Origin of the sequence: Amycolatopsis sp. NPDC051371 (genome assembly GCF_040682155.1) — a bacterium.
GTDB lineage: Bacteria > Actinomycetota > Actinomycetes > Mycobacteriales > Pseudonocardiaceae > Amycolatopsis.
On the sequence record NZ_JBFBAG010000056.1, the window covers coordinates 52407 to 72574 of the forward strand.

The 20168-nt window shown below is 69.0% G+C and carries 19 protein-coding genes and 1 pseudogene; 8 read left to right on the top strand and 12 right to left on the bottom strand.

Going from position 1 to position 20168, the window contains the following annotated elements:
• The first annotated feature begins 50 nt into the window (after positions 1-50).
• The 5 genes and pseudogenes from AB0M59_RS45005 (at position 51) to AB0M59_RS45025 (ending at position 4061) form a co-directional block, all read left to right on the top strand.
• On the top strand, positions 51-536 hold the full coding sequence (locus tag AB0M59_RS45005) for a DUF6423 family protein (RefSeq protein ID WP_364628020.1): 486 nt from the start codon (positions 51-53) through the stop codon (positions 534-536).
• A 31-nt stretch (positions 537-567) separates the two neighbouring features.
• Positions 568-1905 (top strand): FAD-dependent oxidoreductase, encoded by a 1338-nt coding sequence (locus tag AB0M59_RS45010; RefSeq protein WP_364627991.1) that lies wholly within the window; start codon positions 568-570, stop codon positions 1903-1905.
• A complete protein-coding gene (locus AB0M59_RS45015) occupies positions 1898-2359 on the top strand; it encodes a DUF6187 family protein (RefSeq protein WP_364627993.1) in 462 nt (153 codons plus the stop codon). The genes AB0M59_RS45010 and AB0M59_RS45015 overlap by 8 nt, the downstream gene beginning before the upstream one ends.
• A complete protein-coding gene (locus tag AB0M59_RS45020; RefSeq protein WP_364627995.1) occupies positions 2331-2876 on the top strand; it encodes a peroxidase-related enzyme in 546 nt (181 codons plus the stop codon). Before AB0M59_RS45015 ends, AB0M59_RS45020 begins: the two co-directional genes overlap by 29 nt.
• A 187-nt stretch (positions 2877-3063) precedes the next feature.
• A pseudogene (locus AB0M59_RS45025) lies at positions 3064-4061 on the top strand (IS481 family transposase).
• Here AB0M59_RS45025 and AB0M59_RS45030 read toward each other — a convergent pair.
• From AB0M59_RS45030 to AB0M59_RS45040, 3 genes are all read right to left on the bottom strand, one after another.
• On the bottom strand, positions 4058-5413 hold the full coding sequence (locus AB0M59_RS45030; protein WP_364627996.1) for a cation:proton antiporter: 1356 nt from the start codon (positions 5411-5413) through the stop codon (positions 4058-4060). The pseudogene AB0M59_RS45025 and the gene AB0M59_RS45030 sit on opposite strands and share 4 nt — an antisense overlap.
• A gap of 240 nt (positions 5414-5653) precedes the next feature.
• Positions 5654-6130, bottom strand: a complete 477-nt coding sequence (locus AB0M59_RS45035; RefSeq protein ID WP_364627997.1) for an SgcJ/EcaC family oxidoreductase — start codon at positions 6128-6130, stop codon at positions 5654-5656.
• Positions 6131-6153: 23 nt separating this feature from the next.
• On the bottom strand, positions 6154-6621 hold the full coding sequence (locus tag AB0M59_RS45040; RefSeq protein WP_364627998.1) for an SgcJ/EcaC family oxidoreductase: 468 nt from the start codon (positions 6619-6621) through the stop codon (positions 6154-6156).
• 212 nt (positions 6622-6833) lie between these two features.
• On the opposite strand from AB0M59_RS45040, the gene AB0M59_RS45045 reads away from it, so the two are divergent.
• Together AB0M59_RS45045 and tpx are read left to right on the top strand one after the other, a co-directional pair.
• A complete protein-coding gene (locus AB0M59_RS45045; RefSeq protein ID WP_364627999.1) occupies positions 6834-7289 on the top strand; it encodes an SgcJ/EcaC family oxidoreductase in 456 nt (151 codons plus the stop codon).
• Positions 7290-7298: 9 nt separating this feature from the next.
• Positions 7299-7835 (top strand): thiol peroxidase, encoded by a 537-nt coding sequence (gene tpx / locus AB0M59_RS45050; protein ID WP_364628000.1) that lies wholly within the window; start codon positions 7299-7301, stop codon positions 7833-7835.
• A gap of 165 nt (positions 7836-8000) precedes the next feature.
• Here the strand turns inward: tpx and AB0M59_RS45055 are convergent, their stop codons facing one another.
• The 5 genes from AB0M59_RS45055 to AB0M59_RS45075 form a co-directional block, all read right to left on the bottom strand.
• Positions 8001-9119: a hypothetical protein gene (locus AB0M59_RS45055; protein WP_364628001.1), complete on the bottom strand. Its 1119-nt coding sequence runs from the start codon at positions 9117-9119 to the stop codon at positions 8001-8003.
• A gap of 31 nt (positions 9120-9150) precedes the next feature.
• Positions 9151-10545 carry an FAD-dependent oxidoreductase gene (locus AB0M59_RS45060; protein WP_364628002.1) on the bottom strand — a complete coding sequence of 465 codons (1395 nt, stop codon included), beginning with the start codon at positions 10543-10545 and terminating at the stop codon, positions 9151-9153.
• Positions 10546-10593: 48 nt separating this feature from the next.
• Complete coding sequence (locus AB0M59_RS45065; RefSeq protein WP_364628004.1) at positions 10594-11610, bottom strand: alcohol dehydrogenase catalytic domain-containing protein; 1017 nt, start codon at positions 11608-11610, stop codon at positions 10594-10596.
• Between the two features lie 263 nt (positions 11611-11873).
• Positions 11874-12869 (bottom strand): NAD-dependent epimerase/dehydratase family protein, encoded by a 996-nt coding sequence (locus AB0M59_RS45070; RefSeq protein WP_364628006.1) that lies wholly within the window; start codon positions 12867-12869, stop codon positions 11874-11876.
• Positions 12869-14272: a nucleotide sugar dehydrogenase gene (locus AB0M59_RS45075; RefSeq protein WP_364628007.1), complete on the bottom strand. Its 1404-nt coding sequence runs from the start codon at positions 14270-14272 to the stop codon at positions 12869-12871. Before AB0M59_RS45075 ends, AB0M59_RS45070 begins: the two co-directional genes overlap by 1 nt.
• A 395-nt stretch (positions 14273-14667) precedes the next feature.
• Between AB0M59_RS45075 and AB0M59_RS45080 the strand changes: the two genes are divergently transcribed.
• Entirely contained in the window at positions 14668-15231 is a 564-nt protein-coding gene (locus AB0M59_RS45080; protein ID WP_364628010.1) for a dihydrofolate reductase family protein, read from the top strand.
• 63 nt (positions 15232-15294) lie between these two features.
• Here the strand turns inward: AB0M59_RS45080 and AB0M59_RS45085 are convergent, their stop codons facing one another.
• The 4 genes from AB0M59_RS45085 to AB0M59_RS45100 form a co-directional block, all read right to left on the bottom strand.
• A complete protein-coding gene (locus AB0M59_RS45085; RefSeq protein WP_364628012.1) occupies positions 15295-16329 on the bottom strand; it encodes an LLM class flavin-dependent oxidoreductase in 1035 nt (344 codons plus the stop codon).
• A gap of 259 nt (positions 16330-16588) precedes the next feature.
• A complete protein-coding gene (locus AB0M59_RS45090; RefSeq protein WP_364628014.1) occupies positions 16589-17821 on the bottom strand; it encodes a cytochrome P450 in 1233 nt (410 codons plus the stop codon).
• Positions 17822-17863: 42 nt separating this feature from the next.
• Positions 17864-19408, bottom strand: coding sequence for a 4-hydroxyphenylacetate 3-hydroxylase N-terminal domain-containing protein (locus AB0M59_RS45095; RefSeq protein WP_364628016.1), 1545 nt, complete (start codon positions 19406-19408; stop codon positions 17864-17866).
• A 3-nt stretch (positions 19409-19411) separates the two neighbouring features.
• On the bottom strand, positions 19412-20077 hold the full coding sequence (locus AB0M59_RS45100) for a class I SAM-dependent methyltransferase (protein WP_364628018.1): 666 nt from the start codon (positions 20075-20077) through the stop codon (positions 19412-19414).
• Positions 20078-20168 lie beyond the last annotated feature (91 nt).

Sequence of the window (20168 nt, forward strand, 5' to 3'; positions counted from 1 at the left end):
AATTCGCAGGATTGGACGTTTCCGGCCGGGTGCGCGCGCGCGACATCCAGATGGCGGGTGTCGCCGACGTCCGCCGGCGCGTGCTGATGATCTCCGGAGCCATCGACACGACCGACCACGACGTCTCGGTCACCGTCAACCTGCCGGAGCCGGGCCGCTGGCAGGTGATCAAGTCCGAGACCAACCTCACCGATCGAACCTGGGTCGCCCTGCAGGTCGTGATGGACGACGAGTCGACGTTCGTCAACGACCCCGAGTCGCTGGTCATGTCGCGCCAGTTCTCGAAGTCCTTCATGACCCCCGACCAGCGCCGGCTGACGTTCTACGGCGGCGAGGTCCGGCCCGGCGAGGCCGTGCTCAAGGTGTACGAGATGGAAACCGGCGGGCGCAGGCCGGCGTACTCCTACTCGCGGTACAGCCCGGTTGCTACCGACAGCCTGGAGCAGTCCCAGCAGACGCTGGAGGAGCTGGTGCAGAACGGGATGGCGCGGCGGCCGATGGTGGAGCTGATCGTCCCGGTCACCGTGATCGGCTGACCCGGATGGCGACCGGACGCCGGGGGAGCCGGTGAGCACGTTCATACCGGGACCGCACCTGCTGTGCTCGCCCCGGGGCCGGGATTGGCCGCGCCTGCCGGTGGTGGAGCTTCCACCGCCCGGCCGCGTGCCCACACGGGCCGACGTCGTCGTGGTGGGGGCGGGCCCGGCCGGCCTCGCGGTGGCATCGGCGCTCTGGCACCACGGGGTGCCGGACGTGGTCGTGCTCGACCGCGAGGGTCGGCCGTGCCGACGATTTTTCGGCCGGATCGACCTGCTCGGGCAGCGCGTGCTGCGGTCACCGTACGAGCACCACCCCGGCGTCGAGGGGTATCGCGACTGCGAACTGGTGGACTTCGCCCGGCTGCACTGGTCGAGGTTGACGCCGGTCGAGCGCCGGGAGGTCCGGATGTCGCAGGCCGGGCACCGCTCGGTCGTGCCTGTGGACGTTTTCGAGGCGTATTGCGATCACGTCGCCGCCACCCACGAGGTGACCGGGAAGACGTGGCGGGCCACCGTGAGCGAAGTCCGGCCGGGAGACGGCGACGTCGTCGTGCGGACCGATCGGGGGACCGTCACCGCCCGCCACGTCGTGCTGTGCCCGGGCGAGGAGCGGCGCGAGGCACCTGAACAGTGGTGGGGTGGTGGAGCAGCCCCGCCGGGAGTGACGTACTGGGACGAGCGGGTTCCGCCGGCAGCCGGCCGCCAGGTGGTCGTGGGCGCGGGACTCACCGCGGCGCACCTGATCTCCAACGCGCTGGACGCCGGTCGCGAGGTGCACTGGGTGCTCCGCGAGCCGGGCGAGCGCTACCAATGCGCCGACGTCAACTCGAAGTTCTTCCGGCCCGAGGGGCGGGCGCGGATCGGCAACGTGGGTTGGCGAGACCGGCTGCGGCTGACAGCCGAGTTCCGGCGGGCTTCGATTATGTTCGAGTTCCGCCCCGTACTGGAACGGGCCGAGGCCGAGAAACGCCTGTTCGTGCACCGCGGCGAGGCCGTCACCGCCGTGGCAGCCGGCGCCGGTGGCACGGCCGTGGTCCGGCTGGCGGACGGCCGCAGGATCGGTGGCGACTGCGCGGTGCTCGCTCTGGGTACGACGCCCGAGACCGGCCGCGGGCTCCTGCCCGAAGAGGCTGTGGGGGAACGGGACGGCTGGCCCGCTCTTGAGGAGCGCACGCTGGCCTACGTCCACGCGCCCCGGGTCTCGGCGGTCGGCGCGGCAGCGGGAATGGTGCTGGGGCCGGCCGCCCGGAACATCGACGGTCACCGCGTCGCCACCGCCCGCGTCGCCGAGGCGATCGCGCGGAGTGTGCGTGAAGGAGAATCCGTCGTTTCGCCGGCTTGGGCCGAGGTGGGCGCAGGTGTCTGATCAGGAGCCGTACGACTCCCGTTTCACCCTGCCTGACGTCGACGCGCCATCCGGGACCGAGGTCGGGGTGATCCTGCTGGGTCTCGAGCCCGAGCGCCTCGTCGCCGGGCTCGGGTTCGCCCGGCTCGCCGACGACCCGGCGCTGGTCACCCAGGCGGTCGACCACGCGCGGCATGGGGTGTTCAGTGCCGATCTGGCCGGGCTGGCGAAAGCCGGCCTGGCGCAATGGCGGACACTGCGGCCGCTGATCGCCGACATGCCGGCGCGGTCTTCCCCGGGGGCGTTGCGTCAGGAGTGGGTGAACTCGGCCGCGCGCGTCGCGGGCGCGGTGCCGGCCACTGGGGCGGCGGTGCTGGCGTATCTGACGGCTTGCTGGATCCGCCGGGACGAGATCGACCGGCTCGCCGAAAGGAAGGAAGCCCCCGATGTCCTATCTCAAGTCGCTCCCCGCTGAGACAGCGCTGCTTCAGGTGTTCCGGGCCTACCCGGAACCGGCGCGGCACCTGTTGGCGTTCCACGAAGCGCTGCTGCGCGGCGATTCGCCATTCACCGCCGGTGAGCGAGAGATGATCGCGGCCTACGTGTCCGGGCTGAACGACTGCGATTACTGCCATGGCATCCACACCGTGACGGCGGAGGCCTTCGGTGTGCCCGAAGGGGTGCTGAAAGCGGCGCTGACGGATCTGGACGCGGCGCCGGTCGACGACCGGCTGAAGCCGGTGCTGTCCTACGTGGGCAAGCTGACGCGCACACCGTCCCGGATGACCGCGGCCGACGCCGACGCCGTGTTCGCCGCCGGCTGGGACGACCGGGCCCTGCATGACGCCGTCCTCGTGTGCGCGCTGTTCAACTTCATGAACCGCATGGTCGACGGCCTGGGTATCCAGGCCGACGCGGCGTACGCGACGACATCGGGGGAACGGCTGGCCGAAGGCGGCTACGCCGGGCTGGCGAGCTTGCTGGCCGGTTGACGGGCTGCCCGGTTCCGCCGGCCACCCCGCGGTGCGCGGTGGTGGCCTGGGCGGAAGCCCGGCGGCTAGGTGTATTGACCATGGAGGTTGGGTACAGGGCGACACGTGATCGGATGATCTTGGCGTGAGGGAGGGCCTCCGGGTTCGGTGTGGATTGCGACGTCTACACCGAGCAACGGAGGCCCTCGTGACCCACGCTAACGCACCCCTGACCCCGACCGGCAGACTGCGCCTGGCCCGCTGCATCGTCGACGACCAATGGCCCCTGCGACGAGCCGCAGAACGGTTCCAGGTCTCAGTCACCACCGCCGCCCGATGGGCCGACCGCTACCGCACCCACGGTGAAGCCGCCATGACCGACCACTCATCCCGGCCGGTGACCAGCCCGAACCGGACCCCCACCCGCACCGAGCGACGGATCATCAAAGTCCGCGTCCTGCGCCGCTGGGGCCCGGCCCGCATCGCCTACCTGCTCAGGTTGAACCCCTCCACGGTGCATCGGGTCCTGACCCGCTACCGGCTGGCCCGGCTGACCCACCTCGATCGGGCCACCGGCCGCCCGGTCCGCCGCTACGAACACCCCACACCCGGCGACCTGGTGCACGTCGACATCAAGAAGCTGGGCAACATCCCCGACGGCGGAGGCCACAAAGTCCACGGACGCGCCACCGGTCGGCGCAACAGTTCGGCCCACCGCGACCCCGCCCGGCCCCGCAAGGTCCACGGGCGCCCGAACCTGGCTACAGCTACCTGCACAACGCCGTGGACGACCACTCCCGCCTGGCCTACACCGAAATCCTGCCTGATGAGACCAAGGAAACCGCGGCCGCGTTCTGGAAGCGGGCCCAGCAGTTCTTCACCGACTGCGGGATCACCATCCGAGCAGTGTTGACCGACAACGGCTCCTGCTACAAGTCCTATCTCTGGCGCGACACGCTGCGCGACGCGCAGATCACCCACAAACACACCCGTCCCTACCGGCCGCAGACCAACGGCAAAGTCGAGCGGTTCAACCGCACCCTGCTCGACGAATGGGCCTACGAGCAGCCCTACCGCACCGAAACCGAACGCCGCGACGCCTTCCCGGGCTGGCTGCACACCTACAATCACCACCGCGGCCACACCGCACTCGCCGGCAATCCGCCCGCCGGCCGCGTCCTCAACCTCACGGGTCAATACAGCTAGGCCGCGTCGCGTCGTACGACGTCGTGCTCGGGCAGCCGGTGACCCAGCCACTCCTCGTGGTCGAGCAACCGGAGCCGTTCGTCCTCGGTGCGGGCCACGCGGCGCATCGAGATCCGCAGCAGCGGCGGCGCCATCACCGACGTCACGATCGCCACCAGGATGACCATCGTGTAGGTGGCGGTGTTCAGGACCCCGAGCCGCAGTCCGGTCAGCGCCACGATCACTTCGATCACGCCGCGGGAGTTCATTCCCGCGCCCAGCGCCAGCCCTTCCCAGCGGCTGAGCCCGCTCATCCGCGCACCGCCGTAGGCGCCGGCGAACTTGCCGATGATCGCCAGCGCCAGCAGCGCCACCGCGGCCAGTGCCGTTGTCGGGTGCCACAGCGCGGTCAGGTCCATCCGCAGCCCTGCTGTGGCGAGGAACAGCGGTGCCAGCACGGAAAGCACCACTGTGCGCAGCGGGGCGAGCTTCGGCTGCGCCACCCGCGACCGCGCGATGAGGATGCCGCCGATGAAGGCGCCGAACACCGGCTCCATGCCGAGGCTCAGGGTGATCGCCCCGCACGCCAGCAGGATGATCACCGCGGCGGCTACGGCCGGTCCCGACTCCTCGCGTCGGGCCGCGAGGTCCATCACCTTCCGGACCAGCACCCGGCCCACCGTTCCGGCCAGCGCGACGAACCCGATCAGGTAGCCCACCGACAGCGAGACGACGCCGGCGCTGACTCCGACGGTCGCCGCCGCGGAGACGACCGACAGCAACAGCCAGCCCACCGCGTCGTCGACCATGCCTGCGGCCAGGGTCAGCTGGCCGATATTGCGGTGCAGCAGGCGCATGTCGGTCAGCGTCTTGGCGATCACCGGGATCGCGGTGACGCACATCGCGACGCCGATGAAGAGCGCGAACACCCAGCGGCCGGAGTGCCCGTCACCGAGCAGCGAGCCAGGCAGCACGAAGCCGAGTCCGATGCCGAGCGCCAGTGGCACGGTCAGGCCGATCAGGCTCACCGTGGCCGCGGTCCGGCCTTGGCGGCGCAGAATGCGGGTGTCCAGGTGGGTGCCGGTGATGCCGACCAGCAGCAGCACGGCCAGCTGGCCGACCGCGTCGAGCAGGTGGATCTGCTCGGGTGGCTGGGTGGGCAGGAGCCAGCCGGAAATTCCCGGCGCCAGATGGCCCAGCAGGGAGGGTCCGAGCAACATGCCGGTGACCAGTTCTCCCACCACGGACGGCAGCCCGAAGCGTTCGGCGAGCCGGCCGAGCAATCTGGCCAGCGTCAAAAGGACCAGCATGCCCAGCAAGAACAACAACAGGGGATGCGGTGCGATCGGCGCCACCGGAGCAGCCAAGTGCATGTCGACCTCCACGAGTACTCGGTGGGCCAAATTGTCGATGCGAAGACGGCACGCACGTCTCGTTGCGTGCTGTCTCGACGATTCCGGCCGCACCGGTCCGCGATTGTCGGCTCCGGCGCCGCCTTTGCCGTTTCGGTGGTTGCTCACTCGTGCTTGGCCGGCGGCCCACCACAGAGAACGCAGGGAAGGCCGCCTCGGCGACTTCGAGTCCTCGAGGCGGCCTTCCCGAGCCGGACGGGTTCAGCCCTTGACCGGGCTGCTCTGGTGCGAGAACAGGCTCAGGTCGCCCTCGTCGTTGCGGACGACCACCCAGACCGCGCGGATCTGGTTCTCCGGCGCGATTTCCGACTCGCCGGGGCGAACGATGCCGCCTTCGGTGATCGCGATCGCGATGTCCGGCTCGAGAAACTTGACCGCCAGCGGCCAGCCGTTGACGTGCGCGCCCTTGAGCGGGCCGGAGAACCCGGCGCGCATGTAGCCGCGGATATCCTCGCGGCTGGTCAGCTGGTTGTCCTGCAGGAGCAAGCTGCCGTTGGCGGTGAAGACGTCCGCGAACACGTCCGGATCGTTCTTCGCCCAGGCGTTCTGGATCCGCTGCGGAACCGTGAGGACCGCCCTTTCGTCCGCGCTGGTGAACTCGCGGTAGAAAGAGGTGTCCTCCTCGACCCCGTATGCGGTCAGGATCGCCGTGGCGTCGCCCCAAGAATTGTTCGGCACAATGATCTCCCTGGTCGTCGGTGTCACCAGCGGAGCGTGGCGCCGGAGCCACGCGGGCTGTTCTGGTAGACAGCCAGCTGCCATTCGTTGTCGCGCTTCACGACGATCCAGGTCGAGCGGACAGCGAGCTCCTCGTCGATCTCGGTCTCGCCCGGGGCGAGGATGCCGCCGTGCGTGCGGATCAGCGCGACGGTGTCCGAGACGAACCGAAGGTCGACCGGCTTGCCGGTGACACCGGTGCCCTTGAACGGCCCGGCGTAGGCGGCGGCCATGAACGCGCCGATTTCGTCGCGGCCCTTCTTCAGCACATCGCCGGGAAGGATGAGAATGCCGTCCTCGGTGAAGGCTTTGGCGACGCCGTAGCCGTCGTTCTTGCTCCAGGCGGCGATCAGGCGCAGCGGGACGTCCAGGGCTTCCTTTGCCTTCTCGGAGGTGAAGGGGCCATAGTAGTCGTCCAGCCTGGCCTGGTCGTCAGAAGTGGGTGCAGACACTGTTGCTTCTCCTTCGATCGGTCGGCCAACCGACGGCGGGGATACGATCGGCGCATACGCGGTAAATCGTCACACGCGCGACCGCCTGGAAACCTCTCCTGCGTTGCCGCTGTTTCGCTCTTTCTCGCGCAGGCGAGAAGACGCGCGGTCGGGCCGCCGAGGAACACCCTGGCCATGGAGCTTCGAGCACAAAGTCAGCCAAGGAGAGCCGGATGTCCGAGAAGGCTTCGTCCCTCGTCGCAGGGGCCAAGGAATGGGCCACGTACTACGGGAAGTTCACCCAGGGCGAGGAGAGCGCGGCGGTGACCGCACAGCTGCGCGCCCGTGCCGCGTGGGACGCGAACGACGCCGACGCGTTCGCGGAGTCGTTCGCCGAGAACGGCAGCATCCTCGTCGACGACGAGCAGATCAATGGACGCGAAGCGATCCTCGCGTTTTTCACCGACGCTTTCGGCGCAACGCTCGCCGGGACCAAGCTGGTCACCGAGCCGATCGACGTGAAGGTGCTCGAGCCGGGCGTGGCCGTCGTGATCACCGACGGCGGTGTGCTCTACGAGGGCGAGACCGCGGTGCCGGCCGAGCGCACCGTCCGGGGTACTTGGGTGGCCACGCAGGCCGATGGCGAGTGGCGGCTGGTTTCCCAGCAGACCAGCCCGGTCAAGGGCTGAGGGGGCGAGGTGACGAGCACCGAACGCCCAGGGGTGACGACGTTCCGCGGCAACCCGGTGACCCTGCTCGGTTCCGAGGTCCGGGTCGGCGAGCAGGCGCCGGACTTCACCGTGCTGGGCAACGACATGACGCCGGTCCGGTTCTCCTCACTGGGCGGGACCACTCGGGTGATCTCGGTCGTCCCCTCGTTGGAGACGCCGGTCTGCGACCTGCAGACACGTCGCTTCGAGGAAGCCGTCGCGGAACTCGGTGAAGCGTCGGTGCTGACCGTGTCGGTGGACCTCCCGTTTGCGCAGGCCCGCTGGTGCGGAGCAGCGGGTGTCGAGGGCGTGAGGACGTTCTCCGACCACCGCGACCTCTCGTTCGGGCTGGCCTACGGCGTGGTCATCAAGGAGTTCCGGTTGCTGGCCCGCGCGGTCTTCGTGGTGGACGCCGAGAACAGGGTGGTCCACGCCGAGTACGTCACGGAAGTCGGGCAGCCGCCGGACTTCGACGCCGCGGTGACCGCCGCTCGCGAGGCGGAAAACGTGCGCCGCGCCGCTTGACCGTCGCTTTCGGACGGTCCGTTCGCGAAAGCCGCCGCCGGGTTCCCTGCCCGGTTGGCGGCCTTTTCGTATGCCGGCCGCGCGGCGGCGACCAAAGCAGACGGGGATGCGGACACGAGAAAGGCCCTGGACAACGAAAACGGTGTCCAGGGCCTTCGTGGAAGCTCAGGCCGCGGCCTGACCGCGGTTTCGCTCGGCCACCGCCTCGTAGTAGCGGGCGATCGCCCGGAACGACTCCTTCGGCTCGACCCGATAGGTCGACAGGTAGTCGAAGTAGTCGTCGCGGATGGACTTGGTGATCGACATCGACGCGGTGTCGAGGTCGTACTTCTGGTCGTCGGAGTGCGGGTGGGTCGGGTGCACGAGCTCGGTCACCGCGACACTGTAGATTCCCAGCTCGTCGAACAGGCGCAGCGAGTCCAGGTGGAAGTCGGCCTGCGCCTGCTCGTCGCGGGTGAATCCGGGAAACACGGTGGGGGGCTCCACAGTGCGGTCGACGATGTCGAAGCCCAGCAGGCCCTTGGTGTGGCAGTCCTTGTAGGTGTACGTGCCGTACTCAGAAATCACGATGGGCTTGCCCCACTGGCGGTAGGACTTGAGCTCCTCCGCGTACGCCTCGCGCGACGGGTGGGGGTAGTAGTACTCGACCAGGCCGATGTAGTCGACCAGCGACCAGTCGACGTCTTCGAACGGACCGCCGGAGTAGGTGATGCCGCCCTTGAACACCGACCGTCCGACCGCCGCGGCCTTGGTAAGGAAGGCGTTGAGTTTGCGTGCGACGTCGTCGTGGTCGATCGGGCCGACCGGCTTGAGGAAGTGGTGGTTCGCGTCGGGAAACGCGTTGCCCATGCGGTTGTGGTAGAACTCGCCGGGCATGATGCCCGCGGTCTGGATCGAGTGCGTGCAGCCGATACTCAGGTGGATGTCCGCGCCGCGCTTGCGGAACGACTCTCCGAGCCGGCCCACCTCCCCGATGAAGTCCAGCACGTCCTGCTGCGCGCCGTCCATGAGCCGCGGCTGGAGCCACACGTGCAGGCCGCGGTCGATCGCGTGGGCGATCCCCGCCTCGAGCCGATCGAGCTCGGTGCCGTAGATCGTCACCGAGTTGCCGTTGAGCTGGTCGGCGACCAGGTCGAGCTCCGAGCGCATCAGCTCCTCGCTCCACACCATGCGGGACAGCGAACCCTGGCCGGTTTGGTGGTTCGACCCGACGTCGTAGGCGACCCCGCGGTAGTGCAGCCCGCTCCCGTTCTTCGCCAGTAGCGCGCGGTCTTCGTTCGTCACAGTCAGCTCCTTCTCTGCTGGTCCGCGTGGTCTACGCGGCGTCAGGTAGTTCTCGCTCCGGCGGCTGGGGGGTCGTGGCGGGCACGCCGCCGCCCGAAGCAGTCATGTCGCGCGAAGCCCGCAGGACGCGGGCCATCATCCGCGGCTTCATGAGTGCGGCCGGCGGGTCGATGAGACCCGCGACCCGCATGAATCCCTTGGCGACTTCGGGGTCCTTCGAGGCCGCGTACTGCACTCGGCCGACGTAGGCGTTGCCCATGTTGACCTTGGCCGTCCGCTTACCCTCGACGCCGGGGAAGGCGAGGTCTCCTCCGGCGGAGACCTCCCACGGGTTGTCCACGACCTTGCCGAGCGCTTTCAGGTAGCCCCTCGGGTCGTACTGCCCGGCCCGGAGGTGCTCGCGCAGCGTCATGGCCTCCCAGGCGGCCACGCTCATGCCCTGACCGTAGACGGGGTTGAAGCTGCACACGGCGTCGCCGATCACCGCGAGGCCGGCCGGGAAGCGGCGCAGCCGCTCGTACCTCCGTCGGACACTCGCCGGGAACCCGAACGACGACGGCGCGTCGATCGGCTCGGCGTCCTTGATGCCTTCGTACACGTCGGGCACCGGTAGGGACCGGGCGAACTCCAGGAACCCCTCGGGATCGGTCGGCGGGTGGTCCCCCAGGATGCCGGTGAGCGAAACGATGCACATGTCCTCGTTGGACAAACCGAAGAAAGCTCCGCGCGGGTGGGCGGGGGAGGCGACCGGGTTGATCGACCACGTGTCTTCGAAAGACCCGGGAACCCGGTGGTAGAAGCGGGTCGTGTAGGCGAGCCCGATCTTCACGCGGTCCTCGGCGGGGCGCTCGTACCCGAGCTCGTCCAGCCACGCCGGGGTCCGGGAACCGCGTCCGGTCGCGTCCACGACGAGGTCCGCGTCGAGCACCACTTCGCCGTCCGCGTTTTCCTTCGGCAGGACGCGGACCCCGGTGACACGGCTGTGGTCCGGGGTGGACACCACGCCGAGGATGTCGTGGCGCTCCAGGTACGTGACGTTCGGCAGAGCCGCGACCCGGCTGCGGATCTCGTGCTCGAGGATCGGCCGGGTTGGGGTCACCGAGATCAGACCGGTCTTCGTGTAGGGCAGCCGGCGGCCGCTGAAGTACCACCGCATCTCGCCGAGGTCGCCGACCGGGTAGCCCTGCTGCCGCATGTTCTCGGTGAAGCCGGGGAACAGCTCCTCGAGGATCAGCTGGCCGCGGGCGTGCAGGCCGTGGGCGTGGCGGGTGTGCGGGGTGCCCTTGCGGGTGGCCGATACGCCGAGCACGGTGTCCCGGTCGACCACCACGACGTCGCGGTAGAACTCGGCGAGCACCCGGGCGGCCAGGCTTCCGGCCACACTCCCACCGAGAACGACCGCGCGATTTCCGACGTGGTCGCGCATGCGCGTTCCTCCTGGTTCTGCCCGGCTCGTTGCCGGGGGCTGGTTGGGTCAGTAGCGGACGACCGCGCGGAACCGGACTTCGCCCTTTTCCACCTTGGCCACCGCGTCGGCGATCTGGTCCGGTTCGAACACCTCCACGAGCGGCCGCACAGCGCCTGCGGCGACCTGCGCAAGCGCGTCCTCGAGCACCGGCGTGCCGGCGTGGGTCGCCCCCACGATCTGCTGACCCAGGCCGAAGAACGGCAGCTGCGGCGGGAGGACGAACGGACCGGTGGTGTCGATGCCGGCGAGCACCAGCCGTCCACCGGGACGCAGGCCCGCCATCGCGTCGGCGGCTGCGGTGTAGGAAGGCGCGGTCGCCAGCACGACGTCGGCACCGCCGGCCGCCAGCAGGGCGGACCCGTCCGCGACGACCGTCCCGGCGCCGAGGTGCGTGGCGATGTCGCGCTTGTCCGGGGATGACGTGATGGCCACGGTGTCGTGGCCCGCCGCCCGGGAGTACTGCAGCGCGAGGTGCCCGAGCGCACCGACGCCGAGGACGGCGACCCGCTCGTGCGGGCGGGCCTGGGCCGCGCGAAGCGCGCTGAGCGCGGTGTAGCCCGCGCACAGAATCGGTACGGCGTCCTCGGCCGTGACACCGGCGGGGATGCGGACCGTCTCCTCGGCGCGCAGCACCAGGTACTCCGCCTGCCCGCCCGGGACGGTGAAGCCGGTCGAAACCGGTGCCGCGCAGAGGAAAGCGGCCCGCGCGGACAACGGCGCCTCCTGCGCGCAGTAGTCACATTCGCCGCAGGTACCGCGGATCCATGTCGTGCCGACCAGGTCCCCGATCGACCGACCCGTCACTCCGGGCCCGGTTTCCACGATCTCACCGACCGGCTCGTGACCCGGGATCGCCGGGTCCGTCGATGGGAACGGCAGGATCCCCTTGGCCGCCAGCACGTCGTTCGCGCACACGCCGCTGGCCCGGACCCGGACGAGCACCTCGCCGGGGCCGGGAACGGGCGTGGGCACTTCGCGAACTTCCCAGGCGCCCCCTACACCCGGGATCACGATTGCCTTCATCGAGCATCACCCTTGTCTTTGTCCGAGCGAATGCCGGCGACTCACGTTGCGACGCTCGCATCTGCGAGCACCGCAGCGCACCTTTGGGCGTGCGGGATGGCAGGTGCCCGCCCCAGCGAGGTGGCGCTCGCGCTCGCGGCGACGTCCACCAGGCACCATCCCGATCCGTTCCGCGGGCGCCGGCGGCCGCGCGGAACGGAAGTTCGTGCTCGACGTCGTCCGGCCCGCGGCACCGGACGGTGGCGGGCCGGACGGCAAACCGGTCATTCGGCTCCGCTGTCGGGCAAGGCGAGCCACCAGTCGCTGGCGCGCGCCCACTCGACAGTCTTGGTCAAACCGTCCCGGAGGGACGTCTCCGGCCGCCAACCGAGCACCCGGGCGGCCTTGGCGTTGTCGGGGACCCGGCGGCCGAGATCCTCGTAGGCCCGGCCGAGCGCGGTGGCGGTGTCGACGTCCACCACGGAAGTCGTGCCGGTGAGCTCGGCGACCAGTCCGACGAGCGAGCCGACCGTCGTCTCCACCATGCTGCCGATGTTGAACGCCTCTCCGTCCGCCGCGGGCTCGTCCGCGGCCCGCAGCGTTCCCGCGACGGCGTCGTCGATGAAGGTGAAGCAGCGGGTCTGCCGTCCCTCGTCGTACACCACCAGCGGACGTCCGTTGAGGGCGCGGTGGATCGAGCGGCTCACGATGTACGCCGGGCGCTGACGCGGCCCGTAGGCGTTGAAATAGCGGACGATCGTGGCGGTGAGGCCGTGCTGGCGCGCGAAGGCGAAGGTGAGGTGTTCGGCCAGCGCTTTGCTCGACGAGTAGGACCACCGGTCCGAGGCGGTCGACCCTAGGACCCGGTCGGCGTCTTCGTGCCACGGCACCGCGGGGTTCTTGCCGAACACCTCGCTGGTCGAGGCGAGCACGACCTTCGCGCCTTCGCGGGTGGCGGCTTCGAGCACCGTGCGGGTCCCCGAGAAGTTGATGTCGATCACGTCCAGGGGACGGGCGAGGTACTGGTCGACGCCGACCACCGCGGCGAGGTGGTAGATCACCTCCGCGCCCCGGGCGGCCTTGGCGAACGCCGTCTCGTCACGCAGGTCGCCTTCGACGACCCGCACTCCTTCGCGCAGCGCTCCGCGCGGGGCCGTCGCGTCGAACACCGTAACGTCGTCGCCGCGGTCGCGCAGCCGCTCGACCAGGTGGTGACCGACGAACCCGGTCCCGCCGGTGACCAGGACGCGCTGTGGGGTGTGCGGTGTGCGCTGGCTCATCAGCTCGCCTTCGTCCAGTGGGTGATGAACTCGTTCGGCGGGCTGTACACCGCTGGCCCCCGGCCCACGCCGCGGTAGACGTATCCGGCCGCGGTGAGCTGGGCGATGCGCTCCTTCGGGTAGTAGGCGCGGCCGTCGAACAGCACGCAGTCCCGGGCGACCGGTAGGGCCGCGAAGTCGATGTCGGCGAATTCGCGGTGCAGGGCCAGGATCGCGACGCAGTCCGCCCCGCGCACGGTGTCCTCCACGGTGGCGGTGAGCCCGGTCCCGAACATGGCCTCGGCTTCTTCCGCGTCGACGAGCGGGTCGTGCAGCCGGACGGACACCCCGGCCCGGGTCAACGCGCGGACCGTGTCGAGCACCGGCGTCGCGCGCAGGTCGCCCGTGTTGTTCTTGAAGGCCAGGCCCAGGACGGCGACCGTTGCGTGCGCCGGAGCCTTGCTCTGGGCGACCAGCTCGTCGATCATCAGGCGTGCGGTGTACTCGGGCATCTCGGCGTTGACCGCACGACCGGCACTGGCCGTGCGGATCTCCACCCCGAAACGCCGTGCGGTGTTCCACACCATCCACGGATCCTTCGTCAGGCAAGACCCGCCGACCCCGACGCTGGGCAGCAGGATGTTGATGCTCCCGGAGCCCTTTTGGATCGTGTTCGCTGCCCCGATGACATCGAGCACGTCGACGCCGTAGAGGGCGGAGAACTTGGCGAGCTCGTTGGCCAGCGCGATGTTCAGGTCGATCCACCAGTTGCTGGCGAGCTTGACGATCTCGGCCGCCTCCAGTGAGTCGACCGGGATCACGTCGACTCCGAGTGCGCGCTGCCAGAACGCGGTGGCGGCACCGACGCTTTCCTCGTCGTACCCGCCGGCCACGATGGGGAACGTGCGCAGCTCGCGCAACGCCGCTCCCTCGGCGAGCCGCTCCGGAGTGAACGCCAGCCCGAAGTCGGTCCCACCGGTGAGCCCACCGGTCTCCAGGACCGGCAGTACGATGTCACGGGTCGTTCCCGGGGGCACGGTGCTCTTGAGCACGACGAGCTGGCCGGGACGCAGGTGCGGGGCCAGCGCGCGGGATGCTCCGCGCAGCTGTTCGTCGGCCAGCGACCCGTCGTCGCGGACCGGGGTTCCGACGGTGACCAGGATGACGTCGGCCTCCGCGGTCGCGGCGATGTCCGTGGTGACCCGCAACCGGCCCGACGCCAGACCGGCGAAGACCTTCTCCTTCAGCCCCGGCTCCTCGAGCCGGAAGTGCCCGCGCGCCAGTTCGTCGACGAGCCGCGCGTCGGTGTCCACCCCCACGACGTCGAGCCCGCGTTCGGCCAGCGTGGCCGCGATGCACGAGCCGACGTACCCGAAGCCGATCACAGCGACGCTGATTTGCCCGCTCTCCGGCAGGAATCGCATACCCCGTCTCCAATCGAGTGATCCGCGCACCGGCCGGGTCCGTCAGCCTGGTGGCCTGCATCATCGTCAGCGAGCTGCCGCCGCCGTCGCGTCTTCTCCCGTGCCCGACCGGTCGCTCGATGAGGTGATCGAGAGGCCGATTCGGTCCATTCGTTGGTAATTTCCGATGCCGGGTTTCGGTGCGATCGGTTTGGAAGCGAGATCCTGCGGGCATTCCGAAGGACCGAGCCGGAAATTTCCGGTTCTTCGGTTCCCCCCGTTCGCCGGCGATACCGCTGACGAGCGAGCGCGACCGCGGATTCCGGTGCCGGAATCCCGGCTTGAACGAAACACCGCATCGATCTGAGGAGCACGAATTGGCAGAGCAGAACGCCGGTCGGAGAATCGTCACCAACATGAGCCTGTCTCTCGACGGGCACTACGTCGGTCCGGGTGACCCGTCGGACATGGACTGGGTGATGCCCTACGCCGTCACCGATGTCGCCCGTGACCACATGACGAAGCTCTGGGAGACGGCGACGACGGCGCTACTCGGGCGCGTCAACGCCGAAGGCTTCGTGGGCATCTGGCTTTCCGTCATCGGGAAGGACGACGCGGACGCGCGGGACGAGGCCTTCGCGAAGTGGCTCCGGGACACCGAAAAGGTGATCCTTTCGTCCACGCTCGACGAACCGCCTTGGGAGCGCACCACGATCATCGACAAACCGACCCTCGAGGTGGTCGACGATCTCCAAAACGCCGAAGGCGGCGACATCCTCGTGCTCTCCAGCGCGAGCATCATCAAAGCGCTGCTGGCCGCCGATCGGGTCGACCGGCTGGCGCTCACGGTCTTCCCGGTCTTCCTCGGCGGCGGACCGCGGCTCTTCGACGACGGCCTGCCGCCGGGGGAGTGGGCACTCGCCCGGCAGGAAGCCGGTGAGCACGGAACGCTCTCGCTGGTCTACGACCGCGTCCGCTGAGTGATCCCCGCCGTGGGGTGCGGTGCCGGGAGACCGGCCGGGCACCCCACGGCGAGGCGCTGATCAGGCCCGGGCCGGTGCGAACGTGCTGACGATCGCCCGGAAGGCGTCTTCGCTTTCTTCGCCCGTCAGGAAAGGTGTGTACGGCGCGTGCAGGATCACGTGCGAAAGCGCGCCGTCGTACTCCTGCAGGCGTTCGCGGCATTCATCCGGCGTGCCGGCGATGCTGAAGGCGCGTACGAGCGCGTCGGATGTGGCGCGCTCCAGCCCGGCCGGCCCGTCTTTGGCGAACGCCCGCAGAACGGCGTCGCGGTCCTCCTCGAGGCCCATGAACTCGGCCACGGGTGCGCTGGCCGGGAACAACACGTAGACGCCCACCTGCAGGCGGGCGCGGCGCAGGGCCACGGCCCGGTCCTCGGCCACACTGCAGACCACGTAAGCGGTCAGGTCGATCTCGCCGAAGTCGCGTCCGGCCCGCCGCACTCCCTCGATGATGTGGGGCCGGACCCGCTCTTCGATGAACTCGGGGGTGTACATGAACCCGAGGACGCCGTCGGCGATTTCACCCGCGAGCGCGAGCGTCTTGGGCCGCAAGGCGCCGAGGTAGACAGGAATCCGCTCACGTTCCAGGTCACGCAGGCCCCACGGGTTGGCGGCCGGACTCGCGAAGCGGTAGAACTGGCCCTCGTAGGAGGCTGGCTCACCGGTACGCAGGTGCTGCCAGGCGAGCTGGAGAACTTCGACGTACTCGCGCATGCGGGCCGCCGGCCGGTCGACGCCGGTGCCGTGGAAGCGGTCTTGCCACTCCTCGCCACCGACACCGAGTCCCAGGAGGACCCGGCCACCGGAAAGCTCGTCCACGTCGGCGGCGGCGTTGGCCATTTCGAACGGTGTCCGCCCCGCCATGGCGGCGATCCCGGTGCCCAGCTTGATCCGCTCGGTGGTGACGGCGGACAGCCCGTGCGTGACGAACGGATTCCGGTAGAATTCGTAGTTCCACAGGGAATCGAATCCTCCACCTTCCGCGAGTGCGGCCATCTCCGGGTACTTCGAATACGGCTGGTTGAGCATCGGCATGCTGACACCAACGGTGGTCATCAGCCCTCCCCTTCTGTTCCGGCATCGCACTGTCCCTCGTTCGTGGATGCCTCGTCTCGTCCGGACCCGGTCCCTCACCCCGTTGACCGAGTTTCACCTGAAGACGATCCGTTCCCTCCTCTCGTTCCGTTTTCCGAAGCGTTGTGCCTGAGCTCGTCCACCGGACCCGTCGGTAGACGAACTCGGCGAACCGGCGCCGGATGGTGTCCTGGCCGATGGCCCCTCCTCCGGCCGGAGCGCCGGCGGTGGAACCCGGTGTTCAGGCAGCCGCGCGGCCGGCCGTGGCGGTGTAGCGGATGGGTAGCGCCTGTAGGCGGTGCACGAAGTAACTGGGCTTCCACGCGAGGCTCGACTCCGGTACGGCCAGCTCGATGTCGCCGAGACGGTCGAGCAGGGTCGTGAAGAACACGTCGCCTTCCAGCCGCGCCAGCGGAGCGCCGAGGCAGAAGTGGATGCCGTGGCTGAACGACAGGTGCGGCTTCTGCCGGTCGATGTCGAACTTGGTCGGCTCCGGGAACTCGCGGGTGTCGTAGTTGGTCGCCGGCATCGAGATCACCACGTGCTCTCCCGGTTCCACCACGACGTCGCCGATCGCGACGGAGTCCTTCGCGAAGTGATAGGCCACGGTGACCACCGGCGGATCCAGTCGCAGGATCTCCTCGACCGCCTGGGGGACCAGCGACGGGTCCGCTCGCAGCCGGGCCAGCTGACCGGGGTTGCGCAGCAGGGCGAGCAACCCGTTGGCGATCATGTTCACCGCGGTCTCGACCGATCCGGTCAGCATGAGGAAGATGTTCGCCCGCAGTTCGATGTCCGACAGCGTGGCGTTGCCCTCCTGGCCGTGCAGGATCGCGGAGATCATGTCGTCCCCGTCGCTGTCGACCGTGCGGTCCCTGATCAGCTCGCCGAGGTACCGGTCGAAGTACTTACCCGCCGCGGTGAGTTCGTTCGCGGTCGCGCTCACCGCGAGGCCGGTCACGACGCCGCAGTAGTAGCGGAACTCCTCCCGGTCCGACATCGGGACACCGAACCAGTCACAGATGACCGAGTTCGGCAGGGGCACCGCGAGCGACTCGATGACCTCGGTTTCGCCGGCCGCCGCGATCCCGTCGATCAGGTCGTCGGTGATCCGCTGCACCTTCGGCCGCAGGTTCTCCAGGTACCGCGGAGTGAACGCCTGCGACACGAGCTTCTTCATCCGGGTGTGTCGCGGCCGATCGTTGAAGACCATCGAGTGCCGGAAGAACTCGTCGTTGTACAACGCGAGGTACTTCTGCAGGCTCGCGTCGGCGTGTTCGTTGCTGCGGGCCAGGCGCGGGTCGGAGAGCGCGCGGCGGGCCTCGCGGTACCCGGTCACCAGCCATCCCGGCATGCCGTCGGGCAACAGTACCTTGTGGATGGGCTTGTCGGTGCCGAGCCGCTCGAGCAGGGCCACCGGATTGGTCATTTCATCGGCGGTCAGCGCGATCGGTTCCGCATCTCGCTCAGACATCGTTTTCTCCTCGGACGTGGATCTATTCGGTTCTGGGGCGTCCTAACGGGACAGGTCCGGCACGGTCCACCCGTCGAGGTCGTACTCGGCGAGGCACCGGTCGACGAACCCGCGGTAGTCGTCGATCTGCCCGGAGGCCAGCTGGCTGAACAGCAGCTCGATCCGGGAGTTCTCGTGGTTGCCCGCGTAGTTGCGCTCGTAGAGCTCGTGCCGGCCGGCGAACTCCGTGCCCACCGAGTCCCACAGAAGCTTCATGACCTTCACCCGGTTCACTGCGTCGATCCCGTTCGAACCGCGCAGGTACGTGTCCAGGTAGCCGCGGATGTCCGGGTTCGCGAAGTCGGCCGTGCTCGAGTTGACGTAGATCAACGCACTGGCTACGTCCTGCAGGATGATCTCCCGCACCCGCGGGTAGCCGATCTGGGTGAACCACCGGTAAGCCTGGCTGTACTGCGGGTTGGGCAGCAGAGCGCCGTTGCGCCACGGCACGGGGTTGCGCGCCGCGGCGTCCGACAGTCCCCAGAAGAGGTTTCGCCAGGCCAGCACCTCGCCGACCCGGGTCTGCACCCCGCGGAAGTCCTCGGTGCCGGTGATCTCCAGCGCCTTGGACAGCAGGCCGACGATGAACTCGAGCTTCACCGCGAGCCGGGTGCAGCCCTGGAAGGTCGACCGCTCGATGAACCCCGACTGGCCGGTGAAGGTCTGCGCCTTGCCGAGGTCACCGTAGATGAAGACGTTCTCCCACGGGATCAGCACGTTGTCGAGGATGAGGATCGTGTCGTTCTCGTCCAGCCGCGAGGAGAGCGGGTAGTCGAACGGAGACCCCGTCGCCGACGACTGCGCGGTGTAGGACGGCCGGCAGATGAGCTTCATCCCCTTGGCGTCCATGGGAATCGTGGCCACGAGCGCGAACTCCCGCTTCTTGATCGGGAGACCGTAGTGTGCGATGAAGTTGTAGTGGGTGAGAGCCGAGCCGGTGGCGACTACCTTGGCGCCGCTCACGACCAGGCCGGCGTCGGTCTCCTTGTGCACGTGGACGAAGACGTCCGCGACCTGGTCCGGCGGCAGCTTGCGGTCGACCGGAGGGTTGACCAGTGCGTGGTTCCAGTAGAGGACTTTCTCCTGCGACTCGCGGTACCACCGGCGAGCGTTGTCGTCGAACGGCTTGTAGAACTCCGAGTTCGCGCCGAGCGTTCCCAGGAACGACGCCTTGTAGTCCGGGCTGCGGCCCATCCATCCGTAGCCGATCCGCGCCCATTCGGCGATCGCGCGCTGGTCGCCAACGAGGTCGTCGACGCTCTTCGGAGTGCGGAAGAACCGGTGTGTGTAGCCGTCGCTCCCGGTGTCGGTGGGGGCGGTCAGCACATCCTTCGTGGCCGGATCGTGCAGGGCGTCGTAGAGGCGCGCGGTCATGCGGATCGGGTTGCGGAACGCCACGTGGTCGGTGACGTCCTTGACCCGCTCGCCGTAGAGGTAGACCTCCCGCCCGTCTCGGAGGCTCTCGATGTACTCGTCACCGGTCAGGGGCCGGGTGCGCCGGGGCGCCGCGGCACCGCGGTCGTCGTGGCCGGGTTCATTGGGGGCCACGAGTCAGAGCTTCCGGGCGAGCGTCACGCCGTCGGCGAAAGGCAGCATGACGGTCTCGAACCGCTCGTCCACGGCGAGCTTGGCGTTGACTTCGCGCATCGACTCCGCGGCGAGGCGCCGCAGGTCGTCCTCGACCTTTTCGGGTGCGAAGACCGTGCCGTTCAGCAGGACGTTGTCCAGGATGAGCAGGCCGCCGGAACGCAGCAGCCGCGCCGCGGTCTCGACGTAGTGCGGGTAGGACAGTTTGTCCGCGTCGACGAAGACGAGATCTGCCTCGCCGTCCCGCACGAGCTTCGGCAGGGTCTTGCGCGCGGGACCGAGGACGAACTGGATCCGGTCCGTCACCCCCGCGGCATCCCAGTGCTTGCGGGCGATGTGGACCCAGTCCTCGGTCACGTCGCAGGTGAGGACCCGTCCGCCCGGCGCGAGGCCCCTGGCGAAGCAGAGCGCTGACAGACCGGTGAAGGTGCCGATGTCGATGACCGTGCGCGGCGCCAGCGTTTTGGCGAGCGTGGTCAGGAAACCGGCTTGCTCTACCGGGGTCAGCATCTCGTACAGGTCGCCGAGTTCCTGGGTGTCGGCGATCACGGCGCTGACGACCGGATCCGGTGGTGTGCACGACGAGACGATGTAGTTGCTGGCGTGCTCGTCGACCCGAAACGTACTCATGCGGCCTCCCGGGGGTGGCGGTGTGGTGTGTGGTCAGTGTCGGGGGGTGGTGTGGGTGGGTGCATCTCCTGACGTGCAGTGGTGAAGGCGG